At 71.6% G+C, this 20,121-nt stretch carries 13 protein-coding genes; 7 read left to right on the top strand and 6 right to left on the bottom strand.

Annotated elements, in window-relative coordinates:
* Positions 1 to 316 precede the first annotated feature (316 nt).
* The 7 genes from ACFV04_RS27565 (at position 317) to ACFV04_RS27595 (ending at position 8,617) form a co-directional block, all read left to right on the top strand.
* Positions 317 to 1,414: a hypothetical protein gene (locus ACFV04_RS27565; RefSeq protein ID WP_380533251.1), complete on the top strand. Its 1,098-nt coding sequence runs from the start codon at positions 317 to 319 to the stop codon at positions 1,412 to 1,414.
* On the top strand, positions 1,411 to 3,063 hold the full coding sequence (locus tag ACFV04_RS27570) for an extracellular solute-binding protein (protein ID WP_380338119.1): 1,653 nt from the start codon (positions 1,411 to 1,413) through the stop codon (positions 3,061 to 3,063). The genes ACFV04_RS27565 and ACFV04_RS27570 overlap by 4 nt, the downstream gene beginning before the upstream one ends.
* Positions 3,050 to 3,667 (top strand): hypothetical protein, encoded by a 618-nt coding sequence (locus tag ACFV04_RS27575; RefSeq protein ID WP_380533253.1) that lies wholly within the window; start codon positions 3,050 to 3,052, stop codon positions 3,665 to 3,667. Before ACFV04_RS27570 ends, ACFV04_RS27575 begins: the two co-directional genes overlap by 14 nt.
* Positions 3,668 to 4,029: 362 nt before the next feature.
* The gene (locus tag ACFV04_RS27580; protein WP_380533255.1) at positions 4,030 to 5,862 is read left to right on the top strand and encodes a bifunctional metallophosphatase/5'-nucleotidase; all 1,833 of its coding nucleotides are present in this window, start codon (positions 4,030 to 4,032) and stop codon (positions 5,860 to 5,862) included.
* Positions 5,863 to 5,944: 82 nt separating this feature from the next.
* Positions 5,945 to 6,514 (top strand): Uma2 family endonuclease, encoded by a 570-nt coding sequence (locus ACFV04_RS27585; protein WP_380338114.1) that lies wholly within the window; start codon positions 5,945 to 5,947, stop codon positions 6,512 to 6,514.
* 138 nt (positions 6,515 to 6,652) lie between these two features.
* Positions 6,653 to 7,579: an NADP-dependent oxidoreductase gene (locus ACFV04_RS27590; RefSeq protein ID WP_380533257.1), complete on the top strand. Its 927-nt coding sequence runs from the start codon at positions 6,653 to 6,655 to the stop codon at positions 7,577 to 7,579.
* Between the two features lie 90 nt (positions 7,580 to 7,669).
* A complete protein-coding gene (locus ACFV04_RS27595) occupies positions 7,670 to 8,617 on the top strand; it encodes an AraC family transcriptional regulator (protein WP_380338109.1) in 948 nt (315 codons plus the stop codon).
* Between the two features lie 70 nt (positions 8,618 to 8,687).
* Here ACFV04_RS27595 and ACFV04_RS27600 read toward each other — a convergent pair whose 3' ends face one another.
* The 6 genes from ACFV04_RS27600 to lgt all read right to left on the bottom strand — a co-directional run bounded on the left by ACFV04_RS27600 (position 8,688) and on the right by lgt (position 20,011).
* On the bottom strand, positions 8,688 to 10,145 hold the full coding sequence (locus ACFV04_RS27600; RefSeq protein WP_380338294.1) for an aldehyde dehydrogenase family protein: 1,458 nt from the start codon (positions 10,143 to 10,145) through the stop codon (positions 8,688 to 8,690).
* Positions 10,146 to 10,194: 49 nt separating this feature from the next.
* Entirely contained in the window at positions 10,195 to 11,061 is an 867-nt protein-coding gene (locus ACFV04_RS27605) for a helix-turn-helix transcriptional regulator (protein WP_360256799.1), read from the bottom strand.
* Positions 11,062 to 11,533: 472 nt separating this feature from the next.
* Positions 11,534 to 12,994 (bottom strand): glutamate synthase subunit beta, encoded by a 1,461-nt coding sequence (locus ACFV04_RS27610; protein ID WP_380338104.1) that lies wholly within the window; start codon positions 12,992 to 12,994, stop codon positions 11,534 to 11,536.
* Positions 12,987 to 17,603: a glutamate synthase large subunit gene (gene gltB, locus ACFV04_RS27615; RefSeq protein WP_380533260.1), complete on the bottom strand. Its 4,617-nt coding sequence runs from the start codon at positions 17,601 to 17,603 to the stop codon at positions 12,987 to 12,989. Before gltB ends, ACFV04_RS27610 begins: the two co-directional genes overlap by 8 nt.
* A 481-nt stretch (positions 17,604 to 18,084) precedes the next feature.
* Entirely contained in the window at positions 18,085 to 18,822 is a 738-nt protein-coding gene (locus tag ACFV04_RS27620; protein ID WP_380338100.1) for a VIT1/CCC1 transporter family protein, read from the bottom strand.
* Between the two features lie 148 nt (positions 18,823 to 18,970).
* Positions 18,971 to 20,011 carry a prolipoprotein diacylglyceryl transferase gene (lgt, locus tag ACFV04_RS27625; protein WP_380338097.1) on the bottom strand — a complete coding sequence of 347 codons (1,041 nt, stop codon included), beginning with the start codon at positions 20,009 to 20,011 and terminating at the stop codon, positions 18,971 to 18,973.
* Positions 20,012 to 20,121 lie beyond the last annotated feature (110 nt).

A 20,121-nucleotide genomic window follows, 5' to 3' on the forward strand; every position in this document is an offset into this window, starting at 1 on the left:
GCATTACCGGCGCGTAACCACGAGGCGGGTCCGGTCCGCGGGATGACCTTTGCGGTAAGGCGAGTTGAACAATCTGACACACCCTCGGACCGGTGTGCGAACGGGCTCCTCCGGACCGGTCCGACCGCTCCCGTGACGGGCCGTCCGATGCGATTCCGTGAAGGGGTGTTCACCCTTCGTTCACCGCCTCTTCCGTTGGCGCTCCCCGCCCGGCGGGACGCTCGTCACCCCCGGGTGACGATCCGGAGGTGCCGGGTCACCACCCGGACGATGGAGCGACGCGGACGAAGTCGCTGACGAGGGGGAGGCGTTCGGCATGAGACGCGGAGGCGTTCTGGGGGTGGTGGCGACCTTGGCCCTGTTGGGCTGGGTCGCCTACGCGCTGATCCCCGACGACAGCGGGGCCGGGACCCCGGTGGTCACGGTCACGGGCCTGATCGGGTCGGAGAAGCGCGACTTCTTCGACAACCCCGATGTCAAGGCCGAGTTGAAGAAGCAGGGCCTGGAGGTCCGGGCGGACTCGACGGGCTCCTGGACGATGAGCGAGCAGGCGAGGAGCACCAAGGGGCTGGACTTCGCCTTTCCGGCGAGCGCCGCGCCGGCCCGGGAGATCCAGCGCAACTGGCAGCTGACGGACTCGCCGTTGGTGCCGTTCTACTCGCCGCTGGTGGTCGTGACGCACGAGTCGGCGGCGAAGGTCCTGAAGGAGAACCAGCTGGCGGACGTGGACGGCAAGGGCGTCTGGACGTTCCGCATGGACAAGTACGTGGCGGCACTGAAGTCCGGTCAGAAGTGGAAGGACCTGCAGGGCGCCGCGGAGCACCCGGAGCTGGCCGGACCGCTGTTCGTGTCCACCACGGACCCGGAGACGTCCTCCTCGGGCGCGATGTACCTGGCGCTGCTCTCGTACGTCGCGAACGGCAACCAGGTGGTCCAGGACGACGCCGGCGTCAACGCCGTCCGGGACGTGCTGGCGACCTCGAACGGCGTCCAGGGCATGCAGAAGATCAGCAGCGACGAGCCGTTCCGCGACTTCTTCGCCGGCGTCGGCACGCTGGTCTTCGCGTACGAGTCGCAGGCGGCCGCGCTGCCGCTGCGGGGCAAGGACACCGGGGACATGGTGGTGATGTACCCGGACACCACGATCCAGTCGGACCACACCCTGGTGGCCCGGACGGAGGCCGGCCGGAAGCTGGCCGACGCGCTGGAGAACGACGCGGTGCTGCGCGGTCTGGAGGCCCGGTTCGGTCTGCGCCCGCAGGCCGACCAGGAGGCCTTCTGGAACCTGATGAAGGACAAGAAGCCGGCCTTCGCGCACGACCTGCGCAACTCCGGGTTCAAGCAGGCCACGCTGCCCTCGCTGGACAACATGCTCAAGCTGACCGCCGCGGCGAAGGGTGGAAGCCCGAAGTGAACCTCCGTACGAAGCGCCGCAGCCGGCTCACCGCCGCGCTGGTGGCCGTCCTGGCGGCGGTGACCGCCTGCACGTCCTCCGGCGGCACGTCCGGGCCGAGGCCGTCGGACCCGCCGGCGGAGACCGCGAGGCCCGGGGTGCTGCGCGTCCTGGCCGGCAGCGAACTGCAGGACCTGGCACCGGTGCTGGAGGACGCCAGGAAGGCCACCGGGGTGACGGTGCAGTTCGCCTGGACGGGCACGCTGGACGGCGCGGACGCCGTCTCCTCGGGCCGGGCCGACGGCAAGTACGACGCGGTGTGGTTCCCGTCGAACCAGTACCTGCGCCTGGACCCGACCGGGAAGTCCAAGGTGCTGTCCGAGACGCCGGTGATGGTCTCGCCGGTGGCGATCGGGGTGCGCTCCTCGGTGCTCGGCGACCTGGGCTGGGGGGACGGCTCGAAGGTGACCTGGGCGCAGGTCGGTGACGCGGCCGCGGCCGGCAAACTGACGTACGGGATGGCCGACCCGTCGCGCTCCAACTCCGGCTTCTCCACGCTGGTGGCGGTCGCCTCGGCGTTCTCCGGGGCGGACGGGGCGCTGGCCGAGGCGGACGTGCAGAAGGCGGCGCCGCGGCTGAAGCAGTTCTTCACCGGCCAGAAGCTGACGTCCGGTTCCTCGGGCTGGCTGGCCCAGGCGTACACCCGGGCCGAGTCGGGCTCGGTGGGGGCGCTGGTGAACTACGAGTCGGTGCTGCTGTCGTTGAACCGGACGCTGCCGCCGCAGCAGCAGCTGACGGTGGTGCGCCCGGTGGACGGCGTGGTGTCGGCGGACTACCCGCTGTCGCTGCTGTCCTCCGCGGCGCCGGACCAGCGCGACGCCTTCCAGCGGCTGACCTCGTACCTGCTCAAGGACGAGGTGCAGAAGCGCATGTCCGAGGTGACGCTGCGCCGCCCGGCGACGGCGGGTGTGGCCCCGGCCGCCGGCCTGCCGACGGACCGCCGCCGGGAGCTGCCGTTCCCGGGGACGCGGGCGGTCGCGGACGGCCTGCTGGCCTCGTACCAGAACGAGCTGCGCCGCCCGTCCCGGACGGTGTACGTGCTGGACACCTCGGGTTCGATGGAGGGTTCGCGGATCGCGGCGCTGAAGACCGCGCTGAGCCGGCTGACGGGCGCGGACGACACCCGCGGGGTGCGCCGCTTCCGCAACCGCGAGGAGGTCACCCTGCTCTCCTTCGCCTCCGCGGTGAAGTGGGCGAAGACGCACGTGGTGCCGCCGTCCGGCAGCCAGCCCGGCCCGCAGGCGGAGCTGGCGGCGATCGACGCGGACGTGCAGTCGCTGTCGGCCTCGGGGGGCACCGCGCTGTACGACTCGCTGGAGGAGGCGTACCGGGTGATCGAGCGTCAGCAGGCGGCGGCGAACGACGACCGCTTCACGTCGATCGTGCTGATGACCGACGGGGAGAGCAACGCCGGCGCGACGGACGCCGACTTCAAGCGCTTCCACGACGCGCTGCCGGCCTGGGAGAAGTCGGTCCCGGTGTTCCCGATCAGGTTCGGCGAGGCGGCGGTGTCCCAGCTGCAGGGCGTCGCGGACCTCAGCGGCGGCAAGCTGTTCGACGGCTCGGGGTCGCTGGACGGGGCGTTCGAGGAGATCCGTGGCTACCAGTGACGGGCCCGGCCGGCGGGCGCTGCGGTACCTGAACTCGCCCAGGAACCTGGCCGGGCTCGGGGGCGGCGCCGTCGGGGTGGGGCTGCACTACCTCGGGCTCGGCGGGGACCTGTGGCTGGGGGTGGTGGCCGCCCTGTACGGGGTGGGTGCGCTGGTCGCCCCCGGCCGCGGGCCCGCCGGGCCGGGGGGCCCGGAGGGATCGGACGGCCCGAACGGTTCGAGGAGTCGGGAGGGCGCGGGCACCCCGGACGGACCGGAGGGCGGCTCCCCGGCCCCGGTGCCGCAGCCGGACCCGCAGCCGGTGCCGGCGCCGCAACCCGTGCCGGTGCCGGCACCGCAGCCCGACCCCGAACTGGAGGCGCTGGCCGCCTACCTGGACACCGTGCCGCTGCCGCCCTCCGCCGGGGTGGACGGCCTGCTGACGGCCCTGCGCGAGGCCGGCCCCGGTCCGGTGACGGAGCGGATCGTGCGGCACCGGCTGCCGCTCGCGGTGGCCGGCTACCTGCGGGCGCGGACCTGGCAGCCGTGGGCGGGCGCGGACGCCCCGGACCCTGCGGCCGAGCTCGGCCGTGAGGTGGTCCTGCTGAGCGCCGAACTGGTCTGATCCACGGGGCCGGGGAGGCCGGCGCCGGGAGGCTGACCCGAGACCCGACCCGCGGGGCCCGAGAACCCGACCCGCGAGGCCCGAGGACCCGGCCCGGAAGCCTGACCTGGGGTCCGACCCGGAACGGCTTCCGGGCCGGGCCCGTCCGGCCCCCCTACCACCCCCGTCCCCGCCCGCCGTCGTCACGAACGAGTCGCCAAGATCTCACCTCTTGGACAGGTCCGGGGGCTATCCAGCGACCCGGCCCGCACGGCACACTTCTACGCGCGTCCCTCTACGCGCGTCGACGCGATGACGCACACGCACTCACGTACACAAGTTGACGGTCCATCTGCCGTCGTTCCCACCCGGGAGAGTCGTCCATGCCCCTGAACCGCCGTGACTTCGTCACCCGGTCCGCCGCCACCGCCGCCGGCGCCGCCCTGGCCAGTGGTGCCGCCGCGGCCGCCGCCCCCTCCGCCGCGGCTGCCGAGCCGGACGTGGCGGCCGCCAAGGGCCAGCGCAAGCCCCGCAAGCAGGCCTTCACCGTCATGGGCACCACCGACCTGCACGGCCGGGTGCTCAACTGGGACTACTTCACCGACGCCGAGTACGTCGACAAGGCGCACAACGCGGTCGGCCTCGCCAAGATCTCCACCCTGGCCAACCAGGTGCGCGAGGAGAAGGGCTGGGACCGCTGCCTGCTCATCGACTCCGGTGACATCATCCAGGGCACCCAGCTGACCTACTACTACGCCCGGATCGAGCCGATCGCCACCGACGGCGACACCGTGCCGGACCACCCGATGGCCGTCGCCATGAACCTCATGGAGTACGACGCCGCCGCGCTCGGCAACCACGAGTTCAACTACGGCATCCCGACCGTGAAGGCCTTCGAGGACCAGCTGGAGTTCCCGCTGCTCGGCGCGAACGCGCTGCACGCGAAGAACGAGAAGCCGGCCTTCCCGCCGTACGTGATCAAGGAGCTGCACCTCGGCGAGGGCAAGTCGCTGAAGGTCGGCATCCTCGGCCTCACCAACCCGGGCATCGCGATCTGGGACAAGGCCAACGTCAGCGGCCAGATGGTCTTCCCCGGCATCGTGGAGACCGCCGCCAAGTACGTGCCCCGGATGAAGGCGGCGGGCGCCGACGTCATCGTGGTCTCGGCGCACTCCGGCATCGACGAGGCGACCACCTACGGCGACCAGCTGCCCTGGCCCGAGGACGCCTCGGGCGAGATGGCGGAGACCGTCCCGGACATCGACGCGGTGCTGGTGGGCCACACCCACAAGGAGGTCCCGCAGCGCCTGATCGTCAACAAGAAGACCGGCAAGACGGTCGTGCTCTCCGAGCCGCTCTGCTGGGGCCAGCGCCTGAGCTGCTTCGACTTCGAGGTCGAGTTCGCCAACGGCGCCTGGAAGGTCACCTCGGTCTCCTCGCGGGTGCTGAACTCCAACACCGTGCCGGAGAACCCGGAGATCACCAACGCGCTCACCGAGCAGCACAAGAAGGTCGTCGCGTACGTCAACCAGAACATCGGCACCAGCAAGATCGAGCTGTCGATCGCCGAGTCCCGTTTCAAGGCGACCCCGATCATCGACCTGATCGGCAGGGTCCAGGCCGACGCCGTCAAGGCCGCGCTGGCGGGCGGGCAGTACGCCAACCTGCCGGTGCTCGCCCAGGCCGCGCCGTTCAACCGCACCGCCCTGATCCCGTCCGGCCAGGTCAAGCTGCGCGACGCCGCCGGCCTCTACATCTACGAGAACACCCTGGAGGCCCGCGTCCTGACGGGCGCCCAGCTCAAGGACTACCTGGAGTTCTCGGCGAAGTACTACAACCAGCTCGCCGTGGGCGCACCGGTCGACAAGGACGCCCTGACCGGCGCCGAGGCCACCCCGGACTACAACTACGACTCGGTCTACGGCCTGACCTACGACATCGACGTCGCCCAGCCGAAGGGCTCGCGGATCGTCAACCTGTCGTTCCAGGGCAAGCCGATCGACCCCGCCGCCCAGTTCGTCCTGGCGGTCAACAACTACCGTGCCAACGGCGGCGGCAACTTCCCGCACGTGGCCAACGCCAAGCTGGTCTGGTCGAACTCCGACGAGATCCGCAACACCATGATCGCCTGGGTGAAGGCCAAGGGCGTCATCGACCCCGCCGACTTCTTCACCGACTCCTGGCGCCTCGTCCGCGCCGGCCAGCCGGTCTTCTGACCGACGCCCCCCGATGAGGCGCCGCCGGGCCCGTCCGCCCGGCGGCGCCTCGCCGCATCCGGCGCGGTGGAACAATGACGGCATGAGCGAGTTCCAGATCCCCGAGCGCCACGCCCGGCTGCTGGCGTACGCGCAGAGCCTGACGCCCCCGGCCGGGTGGAAGATCGAGATCTCCGGCGACGAGATCATCATGATGACCGGCCCTTCGGTCATCCACCAGCACAACATTCTGTTGGTCCGTGAGCAGATCGACGCACACCGCCCGTCCGACCTGATGCCGAGCGAGAACACCGACCTCGCCTCCCCGAACGTCGGCAAGCTCCGCAACCCCGACCTGACCTACATCCCGCGTTCGTTCGTCCAGCAAGGCGGCAACGAGGTGCCATCCGAGCAGGCTGCCATCGCGGTGGAGATCGTCTCCCCGTCGAATCCCGAGAACGACCTGGTCGGCAAGGTCCGCGACTACCCGCTGATGGACATCCCGCTGTACCTGGTGATCGACCCGCGCACCACCGCGATCACGCTCTACTCCGAGCCCTCCGCCACCGGCTACCACCAGCAGTGGAACGGCAAGTTCGGCGACCGGGTGCCGATCCCGTCTCCCTTCGACTTCGAGCTCACCACCGACGGTCTCGTCCGCTACCCGGCCTGAGCCGCTCACCCGGCGAGACGATCGGACATCCAGCGAAGACTGAAGGATATTCATCCGCTCACCCGCCCTCCCTATCGTTGAACACATCGCGAACGGCCCCACGGGGGGCCGGTGTTGACCGGACAGGGAGTGAGTGCGATGCGTGCGGTGGTGCAGCGTGAGGTCGGCGGGCCGGAGGTCCTGGAGGTCGCCGAGGTCGAGCGCCCCGAGCTGCTGAGCGGCGAGGTGCTGGTGCGGGTGAAGGCGGCCGGCGTGAACCCGGTGGACGTGGCGGTGCGGGCGGGCCTGTTCCCACTGCTCGGCGAGCCGCCGTTCACGGTGGGCTGGGACCTCTCCGGCGTGGTGGAGGAGGCCGCGCCCGGCGCCCGGTACCGGGTGGGCGAGGAGGTGTACGGGATGCCGTTCTTCCCGCGCGCCGCGAACGCCTACGCCGAGTACGTGGCCGCGCCGTCCCGCCAGCTGGCCCGCAAGCCGGCCTCGATCGACCACGAGCAGGCCGCCGCCCTGCCACTGGCCGCGCTGACCGCCTGGCAGGGCCTGGTGGACGCGGCGAAGATCGGCGAGGGGCAGCGGGTGCTGGTCCACCGGGCGGCGGGCGGCGTCGGCCACTTCGCCGTCCAGATCGCCAAGGCCCGCGGCGCGTACGTGATCGCGCTGGCGAGCGAGCCCAAGCACGGATTCCTCAGGGAGATCGGCGCCGACGAGGTCATCGACTACCGCACCACCGACTACACCGAGGCGGTCCGGGACGTCGACGTCGTCTTCGACTCCTCCTCCGAGAACACCCGCGCGCTGGAGGTGCTGAAGCCCGGCGGCGTCCTGGTGAGCATCATGGAACACCGCGACCGTGAGCTGGCCGCCGCGGTCGAGGCCGCCGGGCGCCGCTTCGCGGGGATCTCCGTCGAGCCCGACTACGCCGCGCTGGAGGCGATCGCCGCCCTGGTGGACGAGGGCCGGATCCGTCCGCACGTCGCGCAGGCCTTCCCGCTGGCCGAGGCCGGCCGGGCACACGCGCTGGTGGCCTCCGGTACCGTCCAGGGCAAGGTCGTCCTGAGCGTCGACTGACCGGCGACCCGACCGGCGACCCGACCGGTGGCCACGGAGAACGAGCGAGAACGAGCGGGCACTGGCGAGAACGAGCAAGGGGGACGGGCGTTGGACATCCTGACCGAGGCACTGGGCTCGATGCGGACGGCCTACCTGTCCTCCGTCCGCACCGAGGGCCGCGCCCCCTGGGCCCTGCGCCTGCCCCCGGTGCTCGGCGCCGGCTTCCACGTGGTGCTGTACGGCACCTGCTGGTTGATCCCGCTGGGCACCGGGGACGACGACGGGCGGCGGCACGACCCGGTGGCGCTCAGCCCCGGCGACATCGTCTTCCTGCGCGACGGCGGCGGTCACGTCCTCGCCGACCATCCCGACACCCCGCCGGTGGACTCGCACACCTGCCGGGTGGACGACGCCTCGCCGATCGGCACCCTCGCCCTGGGCGGCGACGGCGCCCGCACGAGTCTGCTGTGCGGCAACTACCACCTGGACCAGGGCCGCCCGCACCCGATGGTCCGCCAGCTGCCGGCCCTGATCCACCTGCCGACCCGGCACGGCCGCCACCCCGAACTGGCTGCCGCGGTGCAGCTGTTGGGCACCGAGCTGGAGAACCCTCGGATCGGTTCGGCGGGCATCGTCCCGGCGCTGATCGACGCGCTGCTGCTGTACATCCTGCGGGCCTGGTTCGAGGACCAGCCCGCCGCGGCGGCGGCCGGCTGGGCGGCGGCGCTGCGGGACGCCGCCGTCGCCCCGGCCCTGGCGGCGATCCACGGGGCGCCGGCGACGCCGTGGACGGTGGAGTCGCTGGCGGACCGGGCGGGCCTGTCCCGGGCCGCCTTCGCCCGCCGCTTCACCACGATGGTGGGCGAGCCGCCGATGGCGTACCTGACCCGTTGGCGGATGACCACGGCGGCCCGGCTGCTGCGCGAGTCGGAGGCGCCGCTGACCTCGGTGGCGGCGCAGACCGGCTACGGCTCGGAGTACGCCTTCGCGAAGGCGTTCAAGCGGGAGTTCGGGCAGGCCCCCGGCGGCTACCGCCGGGAGGCCCGGGCCGCATGACCTGCCCCCCGCTGCCGGCTCCCGGCCGCTGCCGACTCCCGGCCGGTGCATCCCGGCCGGGAGACACCGGCTAGAACGGGAAGACCGCCCGGCCGTGCTGCACCGAGATCCACTTCAGCGTGGTGAAGGCGTCCACCGTGGCCTCCCCGTTGAGCCGCCCGACGCCGGAGTTCTTCTCCCCGCCGAACGGCACGCCCGGCTCGTCGGCGATGGTCCCGCCGTTGACGTGGATCATGCCGGTCTCGATCCGCTGGGCGAGCCGCACGCCGCGTTCGAGGTCGGCGGTGTGCACCGCGCCGCTGAGTCCGAACGGCGTGTCGTTGGCGATCCGCACGGCCTCGTCCTCGCCGTCGAAGGGCACCAGCAGCACGACCGGGCCGAACAGTTCGCGCCGCAGGATCGGCGCGTCCTCGGGGAGGCCGGTGAGCACGGTCGGCGCCATCAGGGCGCCGGTGGTGGTGCCGCGCAGCAGTGCGGTGGCGCCGGCGGCGACCGCCTGGTCGATCTGGGCGGAGAGGGAGTCGGCCTGGACGGGGTTGATCAGCGGGCCGATGTGGGTGGCCGGGTCCCTCGGGTCGCCGACGGTGAGCGAGGCGACCTTGGCGACGAACTTCTCGGTGAACTCGGCTTCGACGGCGCGGTCGACGAGGACGCGGTTGGCGGACATGCAGACCTGGCCCTGGTGGACGAAGCGGCTGAACACCGCCGCGTCCACGGCGTAGTCGACGTCGGCGTCGTCCAGCACGATCAGGGCGCTGTTGCCGCCGAGTTCCAGGACGGACCGCTTGAAGTGGGCGGCGGCGACGGTGCCGACGTGCCGGCCGACCTTGTCGGAGCCGGTGAAGGAGATCACCTTGGGCACCGGGTGTTCGATGAAGCTGTCGCCGATCTCGGCGATGTCGGTGATCACGACGTTCAGCAGGCCGGGCGGCAGGCCCGCGTCCTCGAAGATCTTCGCGATCAGGCCGCCGCCGACCACCGGGGTCTCCTGGTGCGGCTTGAGGACCACGCCGTTGCCGAGGGCGAGCGCCGGGGCGACGGCCTTGAGCGCGAGGAACAGCGGGAAGTTGAACGGGCTGATCACGCCGACGACGCCGACCGGCAGCCGGTAGAGCCGGTTCTCCTTGCCCGGGGCGGGCGAGGGCAGCAGCCGGCCCTCGGCGGCCACGGACAGGTGCAGGCATTCCCGCAGCACGTCCTTGACCAGCGAGAGTTCGAAGCCGGCCTTCAGCGCGGTGCCGCCGAGTTCGGCCATGATCGCGGCGACGATCCCGGGCTCGCGCTCCTCGACCAGGCGCAGCGCGCGTTCGAAGACCAGGCGGCGCCGGTAGGGGTCGGTGGCGGCCCACCCCTTCTGGGCGTGCTCGGCGGCGCGGTAAGCCCGGTCGACCTCGGCGGTGGTGGCGACGGTGATGGTGGCGAGCTTGTCCCCGGTGTAGGGGTCGACGTCGACGATGTCCCAGGAGCCGTTGCCGCTGCACCATTCGCCGTCGATGTACTGCAGCGCCAACTCGGAGAAGTACGACATCTGATCCCTCTCGTGCACCCACCTGATGGGACATCATCGTACTGACGTGTCAAAGCTCCTGGCGTACGGCGTGCAGCAGGTCGCGGGTCCGTGCGGGGTCGAGGCTGTCGGCGACCAGGTCGTCCATCGCCTGCCGGTACTCGGCGACCTCGCCGGGTTTGTCGAGGTAGAGCGCGGTGGTGAACTGTTCCAGGTAGACGACGTCGGAGAGTTCCCGTTCGGCGAAGCCGAGCACGGTGAAGGCGCCGCTCTCGGCGGCGAGTCCGGCGTTGCCGAACGGCAGCACCTGCAGCCGCACGTTGGGGAGTTCGCCGAGTTCCAGCAGCCGGTCGAGTTGGCCGCGCATCAGCTCGGGCCCGCCCCAGGGGCGGCGCAGCGCGGCCTCGTCCAGCACGGCGACCAGGTGCGGGGCGCGTTCGCCGGTGAGGACGGCCTGGCGCTTGAGGCGTACGTCGACCCGGCGTTCGATCTCGTCGGGCGCGTGGTCGTGGCAGCCGGCGGTGACGACGGCCCGGGCGTAGTCGGCGGTCTGCAGGAGCCCGTGGACGAACTGGACCTCGTAGCTGCGGATCCGGGCGGCGGCCTCCTCCAGTCCGAGGTAGTTCTGGAACCAGCCGGGCAGGACGTCGCCGTACTCGTGCCACCAGGAGCTGGCGTTGGCGTCGCGGACCAGGCCGAGGACGGTGGCGCGTTCCTGCTCGGCGTCGACGCCGTAGAGGGTGAGCAGGTCGGCGACGTCGCGTTCCTTGAAGCCGACCCGGCCGAGTTCCATCCGGCTGATCTTGGATTCGGAGGCGCGGATCGAGTACCCGGCCTCCTCCCGGCTGACGCCCCTGGCCTCGCGGAGCTTGCGCAGCTGGGTGCCGAGCAGCAGACGTCGTACCGTCGCGCCCCCGCCTGCCTGAGTCGTGCCCATCGAAGTCACCCTCCGCACTCGCGCAGCCCCCCGGCCGTCGGCGGAAGTCTGCCACTTGGCACCGACGAACAACAGCCCGTCCCGGGAGGCTTTGCGGCGGCTGTGAGAAGCCTGTGGTTCCGCTGTGAGCCAACCCTCGGTGTACGGACGGTCGTCGCGCGCGCCGCACGCGGAGCCTCCCCTGCGGAGCTGCGGGAAAACGCGGGGACACCGGTTCGTTGTCTTCCCCGTCCCCTCCCGTTCGCCCTCCCGACACCGTCCCGCGGACGCGGCGGCGTCCGGCGGGACACCCGGTGGCGGCCTCCGGGGACGCGGCGGCGCCTTCCGGAGAACGCGACGGCGCCCGCCCTCCAACTGGTCGGGGAAGAGGGCAGGCGCCAGGAGACCGCGTTGGCCCGGCGACTCTGGCGGGGGCAGCGGGTTGAGCTCCCGGCGATGCGGCGCCGGGGGTTCAGGGGGGCCGGTCGGACCGTCAGACCACCAGGGGGCGGTCCGTGGGCCGGATCGGGGCGGGAAGCGGGGTCTTGCCGCCCAGGTACGTGTCCACCGCGGCAGCGGCCGAACGGCCTTCCGCGATGGCCCAGACGATCAGCGACTGGCCACGGCCGGCGTCTCCGCAGACGTACACGCCATCGACATTGGTGGCGAACCGGCCGTCGCGGGCAATGTTACCCCGCGCGTCGAGGTCGGCTCCCAGCTGCTCGACGAGCCCGTTCTTCACGTCCGTACCGGTGAAGCCCATGGCCAGGGTGACCAGCTGTGCCGGGACGGCCCGCTCGGTGCCGGGCACCGGCTCGAACCGGCCGTCCTTGAACTCCACCTCGACGAGGTGCAGTTCCTGGACGTTGCCGTCCTCGTCGCCGGTGAAGCGGGTGGTGTTGACGGAGTAGATCCGCTCACCGCCCTCCTCGTGGGCGGAGGTGACCTTGTACGTCATCGGCATGGTCGGCCACGGCTGGTGGCCGGGCCGCTCCTCGCTCGGACGCGGCATGATCTCCAGCTGGGTGACGGAGGCTGCCCCCTGCCGGTGGGCGGTGCCGACGCAGTCCGCGCCGGTGTCGCCGCCGCCGATGACGACGACGTGCTTGCCCTTGGCGCTGATCGGGGACTCGACGAAGTCGCCCTCCTGCACCTTGTTGGCCAGCGGCAGGAACTCCATGGCCTGGTGGATGCCCTTGAGTTCGCGCCCGGGCACCGGCAGGTCGCGGGCGGTGGTGGCGCCGGCCGCGACGACCACGGCGTCGAAGCGCTCGCGCAGCTGCTGCCCGGTGATGTCCTCGCCGACGTGCACGCCGGTGCGGAAGCGGGTGCCCTCCGCCCGCATCTGCTCGATGCGGCGGTTGATGTGGCGCTTCTCCATCTTGAACTCGGGGATGCCGTAGCGCAGCAGTCCGCCGATGCGGTCGGCCCGCTCGTAGACCACGACGGTGTGGCCGGCGCGGGTGAGCTGCTGGGCGGCGGCGAGGCCGGCCGGGCCGGAGCCGACGACGGCGACGGTCTTTCCGGAGAGCCGCTCGGGCACCTGCGGGGCGACGCCGCCGCGGTCCCAGGCCTTGTCGATGATGGTGACCTCGACGTTCTTGATGGTCACCGCGTCCTGGTTGATGCCGAGCACGCAGGCCGACTCGCAGGGCGCCGGGCAGAGCCGCCCGGTGAACTCCGGGAAGTTGTTGGTGGCGTGCAGCCGCTCGATCGCGCCGACGAAGTCGTCCCGGTAGGCGAGGTCGTTCCACTCGGGGATGAGGTTCCCGAGCGGGCAGCCGTTGTGGCAGAACGGGATGCCGCAGTCCATGCAGCGGCCGGCCTGCTTGGTGATGATCGGCAGGAGGCTGCGCTCGACGTAGACCTCGTTCCAGTCGCGCAGACGGACGTCCACGGGACGGCGCTCGGCCAGCTGCTTGGGCGTGGTCAGGAAGCCCTTGGGGTCAGCCATTAGCCGCCTCCATCATCTTGCGAGTGGTCTCGGCCTCGGAGAGGCCATCGCGCTCAGCGGCGTCCTTGGCGGCGAGCACTGCCTTGTAGTCGGTCGGCATGATCGTGGAGAAGCGGGAGACCCCGCTGCCCCAGTCGGCCAGGAGCTCGGCGGCGACGGTGGAGCCGGTCTCCTCGTAGTGCTGCTGGACGGTCTCGCGCAGCCATTCGCGGTCGTCGGCGGTGGGGGCCTCGATGCCCACCATGCCGGCGTTGACGTTGGCGGGGCGCAGGTCGAGGACGTACGCGATGCCGCCGGACATGCCGGCCGCGAGGTTGCGCCCGGTCTCGCCGAGGATGACGACCCGGCCGCCGGTCATGTACTCCAGGCCGTGGTCGCCGACGCCTTCGACGACCAGGGTGGCACCGGAGTTGCGGACGGCGAAGCGCTCGCCGGCCTTGCCGCGCAGGTGGATCCGGCCGCTGGTGGCGCCGTAGCCGATGGTGTTGCCGGCGATGACGTGGTTCTGGGCGTCGTTGCCGATGGCGGCGGCCTCGCGGGCGGGGCGGACGATCACGACGCCGCCGGAGAGGCCCTTGCCGACGTAGTCGTTCGCGTCGCCTTCGAGCCGCAGCGTCACGCCGCGGGGGACGAAGGCACCGAAGGACTGCCCGGCGGAGCCGGTGAAGGTGACGTCGATGGTCCCCTCCGGCAGGCCCTCGCCGCGGTACCGCTTGGTCACCTCGTGGCCGAGCATGGTGCCGACGGTGCGGTTGACGTTGCGGATGGGCAGCTGGATGCGGACGGCGTCGCCGCGCTCCAGGGCGTCCTCGGCGAGCGTGATCAGCTGGTTGTCCAGGGCCTTGTCGAGCGCGTGGTCCTGGGTGGTGGTGCGGTGGCGGGCCGCGCCCTCGGGCAGCTCCGGCACGTGGAAGAGCGGGGCGAGGTCGAGCCCGGCGGCCTTCCAGTGGTCGACCGCGGCCCGGGAGTCGATGTGCTCGGCGTGGCCGACGGCCTCCTCGATCGAGCGGAAGCCCAGCGAGGCCAGGATCTCCCGGACCTCCTCGGCGATGAACTCGAAGAAGTTGACGACGAATTCGGGCTTGCCGGAGAACCGCTCGCGCAGCACCGGGTTCTGGGTGGCGACGCCGACCGGGCAGGTGTCCAGGTGGCAGACGCGCATCATGATGCAGCCGGAGACGACCAGCGGGGCGGTCGCGAAGCCGAACTCCTCGGCGCCGAGCAGCGCGGCGATGACGACGTCGCGGCCGGTCTTCAGCTGGCCGTCGGTCTGGACCACGATGCGGTCGCGCAGCCCGTTGAGCAGCAGGGTCTGCTGGGTCTCGGCGAGGCCGAGCTCCCAGGGGCCGCCGGCGTGCTTCAGCGAGGTCAGCGGCGAGGCGCCGGTGCCGCCGTCGTGGCCGGAGACGAGGACCACGTCCGCGTGCGCCTTGGAGACGCCCGCGGCGACCGTCCCGACGCCGACCTCGGAGACCAGCTTCACGTGGATGCGGGCCGCCGGGTTGGCGTTCTTGAGGTCGTGGATCAGCTGGGCCAGGTCCTCGATGGAGTAGATGTCGTGGTGCGGCGGCGGCGAGATCAGACCGACGCCCGGGGTGGAGTGCCGGGTCTTGGCGACCCACGGGTAGACCTTGTGGCCGGGCAGCTGGCCGCCCTCGCCGGGCTTGGCGCCCTGGGCCATCTTGATCTGGATGTCGTCGGCGTTGACCAGGTACTCGGAGGTGACGCCGAAGCGGCCGGAGGCGACCTGCTTGATCGCGGAGCGGCGCTCCGGGTCGTACAGGCGGTCCGGGTCCTCGCCGCCCTCGCCGGTGTTGGACTTGCCGCCGAGGCGGTTCATCGCGATGGCGAGGGTCTCGTGCGCCTCGCGGGAGATCGAGCCGTACGACATGGCGCCGGTGGAGAAGCGCTTGACGATCTCGGAGACCGGCTCGACCTCGTCGACCGGGATCGGCTCGCGGCCGAGGCCGTCGAGCTGGAACAGGCCGCGCAGCGTCATCAGGCGGGCGGACTGCTCGTTCACCCGGTCCGTGTACTGCTTGAAGATGTCGTACCGGCGGTTGCGGGTGGAGTGCTGCAGCCGGAAGACGGTGTCCGGGTCGAACAGGTGCGGCTCGCCCTCGCGGCGCCACTGGTACTCGCCGCCGATCTCCAGCGCGCGGTGCGCGGCGGGGATGCCCGAGGCCGGGTAGGCCTTGGTGTGGCGGGCGGCGGTCTCGCGGGCGATCTCGTCCAGGCCGATGCCGCCGAGCTTGGTGGTGGTGCCGGCGAAGTAGCCGTCGACCAGCTCCTGGGAGAGGCCGATGGCCTCGAAGACCTGGGCGCCGCGGTAGGAGGCGACGGTGGAGATGCCCATCTTGGACATGACCTTGAGCACGCCCTTGCCGAGCGCCTTGATCAGGTTCTTGATGGCCTTCTCGGGCTCGACGCCGTGTCCCTCGAAGAAGGTGCCCTGCGCGACGAGGTCCTCGACCGACTCCATGGCCAGGTACGGGTTGACCGCGCCGGCACCGTAGCCGATCAGCAGCGCGACGTGGTGCACCTCGCGGACGTCACCGGCCTCGACCAGCAGCGACACCTGGGTGCGCTGCTTGGTGCGGATGAGGTGGTGGTGGATCGCGGAGGTGAGCAGCAGCGAGGGGATCGGGGCGTGCTCGGCGTCCGAGTGCCGGTCGGAGAGCACGATGATCCGGGCGCCGTCGGCGATCGCGGCGTCGGCCTCGGCGGCGATCGCGGCGAGCCGGGAGGCCAGGCCCTCGCCGCCGGTGGAGACCTTGTAGAGGCCGGAGAGCGTGACGGCCTTGAGGCCGGGCTGGTCGCCGTCGGCGTTGATGTGGACGAGCTTGGCCAGCTCGTCGTTGTCGATCACCGGGAAGGTGATGCCGACCGAGCGGCAGGCGGCGGACTCGGCGGCCAGCAGGTTGCCCTCGGGGCCGAGGTTGGAGAGCAGCGAGGTGACGAGTTCCTCGCGGATGGCGTCCAGCGGCGGGTTGGTGACCTGCGCGAAGAGCTGCACGAAGTAGTCGAACAGCAGGCGCGGCTTCTCGCTCAGCGCGGCGATCGGCGAGTCGGTGCCCATCGAGCCGAGCGCCTCGGCGCCGGTGCGGGCCATCGGCGCCAGGATGACGCGCAGCTCCTCCTCGGTGTAGCCGAAGGTCTGCTGGCGGCGGGTGACGGAGGCGTGGGTGTGGGCGATGTGCTCGCGCTCGGGCAGCTTGGCGAGCTGGATCTGGCCGGCGCCGATCCACTCCTCGTAGGGGTGCTCGGCGGCGAGGGCGGACTTGATCTCCTCGTCCTCGACGATGCGGCCCTCGGCGGTGTCGATCAGGAACATCCGGCCGGGCTGCAGGCGGCCCTTCTTGGCGACCTTCTCCTGGTCGATGTCGAGCACGCCGACCTCGGAGGAGAGGACGACCAGGCCGTCCTCGGTGATCCAGTAGCGGGCCGGGCGCAGGCCGTTGCGGTCGAGGACGGCGCCGATCTGGGTGCCGTCGGTGAAGGTGACGCAGGCCGGGCCGTCCCAGGGCTCCATGAGGTTGGAGTGGTACTGGTAGAACGCGCGGCGGGCCGGGTCCATGGTGGCGTGGTTCTCCCACGCCTCCGGGATCATCATCAGCACCGAGTGCGGCAGCGAGCGGCCGCCGAGGTGGAGCAGCTCCAGGACCTCGTCGAAGGAGGCGGAGTCGGAGTGCTCGGGGGTGCAGATCGGGAAGATCCGCTCCAGGCCCTGCCCGTTCCGGTTGGCCGGGATGAGGTCGGTGACGAGCTGGGACTCGCGGGCGCGCATCCAGTTGCGGTTGCCCTTGACCGTGTTGATCTCGCCGTTGTGGGCGACGAACCGGTACGGGTGGGCGAGCGGCCAGCTCGGGAAGGTGTTGGTGGAGAACCGCGAGTGCACCAGGCCGATCGCGGACGCGTAGCTGCGGTCCGACAGGTCGGGGAAGAAGGGCTCCAGCTGGCCGGTGGTCAGCATGCCCTTGTAGACGATGGTGCGCGCGGACAGCGACGGGAAGTAGACCCCGGCCTCGCGCTCGGACCGCTTGCGGACCACGAAGGCGATCCGGTCCAGCTCGATACCGGCCAGGCCGTCCTTGCCCAGGAAGAGCTGGCGGAAGCGCGGCATCACGCTGCGCGCGGTGGCGCCGAGGAGGTCGGGGGTGACCGGGACGTCGCGCCAGCCGAGGACGGTGAGGTCCTCCTCGGCCGCGATCGCCTCGATCCGCTCGACGGCGGCGTCGGCCGACGCGTCCTCGTCCGGCAGGAAGGCGATGCCGACGGCGTAGGCGCCGGCCGCCGGGAGCTCGAACCCGACCTTGCCGCGCAGGAAGGCGTCCGGGATCTGGGTCAGGATGCCCGCGCCGTCACCGGAGTCCGGCTCGGCGCCGGTGGCGCCGCGGTGCTCCAGGTTGCGCAGGACGTTCAGCGCCTGCTCGACGATGGTGTGGTCGGCGATGCCGGTCAGCGTGGCGACGAAACCGACGCCACAGGCGTCGTGCTCGTTTCGCGGGTCGTACAGGCCCTGAGCAGCAGGTCGCGCATCCGGCACGAGCGCGTACGGCCGGCGGGCGGCCTGCGGCTCGTTGGCGGAGTGCATGGATGCAGACAGCATCGGCTCTCCCGTCGTCGTCTTTCGGCAAGTTGGTGCAAGTAGGGACGACGTTGGCCCTGATGCGATGGTGCGGTGTCGTGCAAGTTACATGATGCCCAGAATCCCGAGAAGCGGAATATCCCGTCCACATGGCGGGACGAGCCGCAGGTCAGGGGGTATGGGGAGAGGGACGCGCCACAGTGCGCGTCCCGACGATTGTGCCCAACGGTCCGCGGCCTGAAACAGGGGCGAAACCGGGGCGCCACACAAGCCGATCATGGCCGCCTGCGAATCCATTCCGGGAGCCGGTCCACGGATGCGAATCCGCGGCGCCGAGGCCCGGATGATGAGACTAGGCCAGGCGCCTCAGGGCGCCCATGTGTGAAACGTCACGCGTTGGCCAGCATAATCATGCAGAGTTCTGGGTCATCCCACAGACCCCGACGGGGGCGTCGCACGCACCCGCCGGGGCCGTCCGGACCTCTCCGGGGCTCGACCGGCCTCACCCCACGTGCCCGCCGATCAGCCGGCCGAGCAGGAACGTCACCCCGGCCGCCGCCCCGCCGAGCACCAGCTGCCGCAGCCCGCTGAACCACCAGCTGCGCGCCGTCACCCGGGCCACCACCGCGCCGCACAGGAACAACCCGGCCGCCGCCAGCACCAGCGCGGGCAGCAGCGAGGTCGCGCCCAGCAGGTAGGGCAGCAGCGGCAGCAGCGCGCCGAGCGCGAAGCACAGGAACGACGACCCGGCCGCGACCAGCGGCGAGGGCAGGTCGGTGGGGTCCACGCCCAGCTCCTCGCGGGCGTGCACCTCCAGGGCCAGCTCCGGGTCCGCGGACAGCTGCCGGGCCACCTCGTGGGCCAGCTCCGGGTCCACCCCCCGCGAGACGTACAGCTGGGCCAGCTCGGCCAGCTCGCCGTGCGGGTTGCGGCTCAGCTCCAGCCGCTCGGCCTCGATCTCGGCCTGCACCAGCTCCCGCTGCGAGGCCACCGAGGTGTACTCCCCCGCCGCCATCGAGCAGGCCCCGGCCGCCAGGCCCGCCAGCCCGGTCAGGATCACCGTGCCGTTGGACACCGCGCCGCCGACCACACCGGTCATCAGCGCGAAGTTGGACACCAGCCCGTCCACCGCGCCGAACACGGCCGGGCGCAGCCAGCCCCCGTTGACGTCCCGGTGGTGGCCTTCCGCGGGTATCCGGGGGTGGTGCCCGGCCTCGGGCTCCAGGGTGGTCGCAGTCATCGTCTCTTCCCCTCCGTCGTCGTTCGTCGCCCTGAACGTAGCCCTCCTGACCTGGGCATTTCCAGCAAAGTAAGGCTGTCCGAACACCAGTGAGGCCACCCTTCGCAAGCCTCGCGAAGGGTGGCCTCAGCCGGTGGGAAGTCCCAGGTCAGATCGGGTTCCTGGCGTCCTCGCCGCTCTTCTCGGCGGCCACGGCGACGGTTTCGGCGGCCGGCACCTCGTCCCCGGACCGGGACGATTCCTTGCCGTCCCCGCCCTTTCCGGCCGTGCCGACCGTCGTGTCACCGGCTCCGGACCCGGCCTTGCCGTCGACCTTGCCGTCGGTCTTGCCCCCGGCCTCCCGGCCGTCCTCCTCCAGGTGCGCCGCCGGGTCGATGGTCGCCGGGTCCTCCCGGCCGGGCCGCTTCTTGCCGACGATCACCAGGTACGCCACGGCGCCCAGGAACACGACGATCGACGTCCAGTCGTTGAGCCGCAGGCCGAAGTAGACGTGTGCCTCGTCGATCCGCAGCCACTCGGTCCAGAACCGGCCCACCGTGTACGCGGCCACGTACAGCGCGAACGCCCGGCCGTGGCCCAGCGTGAACCGGCGGTCCGCCCAGATCACCAGCAGGGCGACGAGCACGCACCAGATCGACTCGTACAGGAAGGTCGGGTGGTAGACGCCCGTCACGACCTCGCCGTTGGGCAGCGTCTTGTGGATCTCCAGGCCCCACGGCAGCGTGGTCGCCCGTCCGTACAGCTCCTGGTTGAAGTAGTTGCCCCAGCGGCCCATCGCCTGCGCGAGCGCGATGCCCGGCGCGATGGCGTCGGCGTACGCGGGCAGCGGCACGCCCCGGCGGCGGGCACCGATCCAGGCGCCGACCGCGCCCAGCGCGATCGCGCCCCAGATCCCGAGGCCGCCCTCCCAGATCTTGAAGGCGTTCCAGGGGTTCCTGCCCTCGCCGAAGTACAGCTGGTGGTCGGTGATCACGTGGTAGAGGCGGCCGCCGACCAGGCCGAACGGCACGGCCCACACGGCGATGTCACCGACCGTGTGCTTGGCACCGCCCCGGGCGACCCAGCGCTTGCTGCCGAGCCAGACGGCGACGACGACACCGAGAATGATGCAGAAGGCGTAGGCGCGCAGCGGGACCGGTCCGAGGTACAGGACGCCCCGCGACGGGCTGGGAATGTAGGCGATATCCATGGCAGTTCCGACGCTACAGGGTCGACGGCCCGCGTCGGACACCCCAGGGGTCACAGAAACCGAACAACAACGGCCGTGGGCCGGCCGCCGGCGCCTCCGGACGGGGAGGG

Origin of the sequence: Kitasatospora sp. NPDC059599 (assembly GCF_042735125.1) — a bacterium.
Classification (GTDB): Bacteria; Actinomycetota; Actinomycetes; order Streptomycetales; family Streptomycetaceae; genus Kitasatospora.

What these genes read in the sequence shown, in the direction of transcription:
- ACFV04_RS27565 (WP_380533251.1), top strand. Translation starts at nt 317, where the DNA reads ATGAGACGCGGAGGCGTTCTGGGGGTGGTGGCGACCTTGGCCCTGTTG.
- ACFV04_RS27580 (WP_380533255.1), top strand. Translation starts at nt 4,030, where the DNA reads ATGCCCCTGAACCGCCGTGACTTCGTCACCCGGTCCGCCGCCACCGCC.
- ACFV04_RS27585 (WP_380338114.1), top strand. Translation starts at nt 5,945, where the DNA reads ATGAGCGAGTTCCAGATCCCCGAGCGCCACGCCCGGCTGCTGGCGTAC.
- ACFV04_RS27590 (WP_380533257.1), top strand. Translation starts at nt 6,653, where the DNA reads ATGCGTGCGGTGGTGCAGCGTGAGGTCGGCGGGCCGGAGGTCCTGGAG.
- ACFV04_RS27600 (WP_380338294.1), bottom strand. Translation starts at nt 10,145, where the DNA reads ATGTCGTACTTCTCCGAGTTGGCGCTGCAGTACATCGACGGCGAATGG.
- ACFV04_RS27605 (WP_360256799.1), bottom strand. Translation starts at nt 11,061, where the DNA reads ATGGGCACGACTCAGGCAGGCGGGGGCGCGACGGTACGACGTCTGCTG.
- ACFV04_RS27610 (WP_380338104.1), bottom strand. Translation starts at nt 12,994, where the DNA reads ATGGCTGACCCCAAGGGCTTCCTGACCACGCCCAAGCAGCTGGCCGAG.
- gltB (WP_380533260.1), bottom strand. Translation starts at nt 17,603, where the DNA reads ATGCTGTCTGCATCCATGCACTCCGCCAACGAGCCGCAGGCCGCCCGC.
- ACFV04_RS27620 (WP_380338100.1), bottom strand. Translation starts at nt 18,822, where the DNA reads ATGACTGCGACCACCCTGGAGCCCGAGGCCGGGCACCACCCCCGGATA.
- lgt (WP_380338097.1), bottom strand. Translation starts at nt 20,011, where the DNA reads ATGGATATCGCCTACATTCCCAGCCCGTCGCGGGGCGTCCTGTACCTC.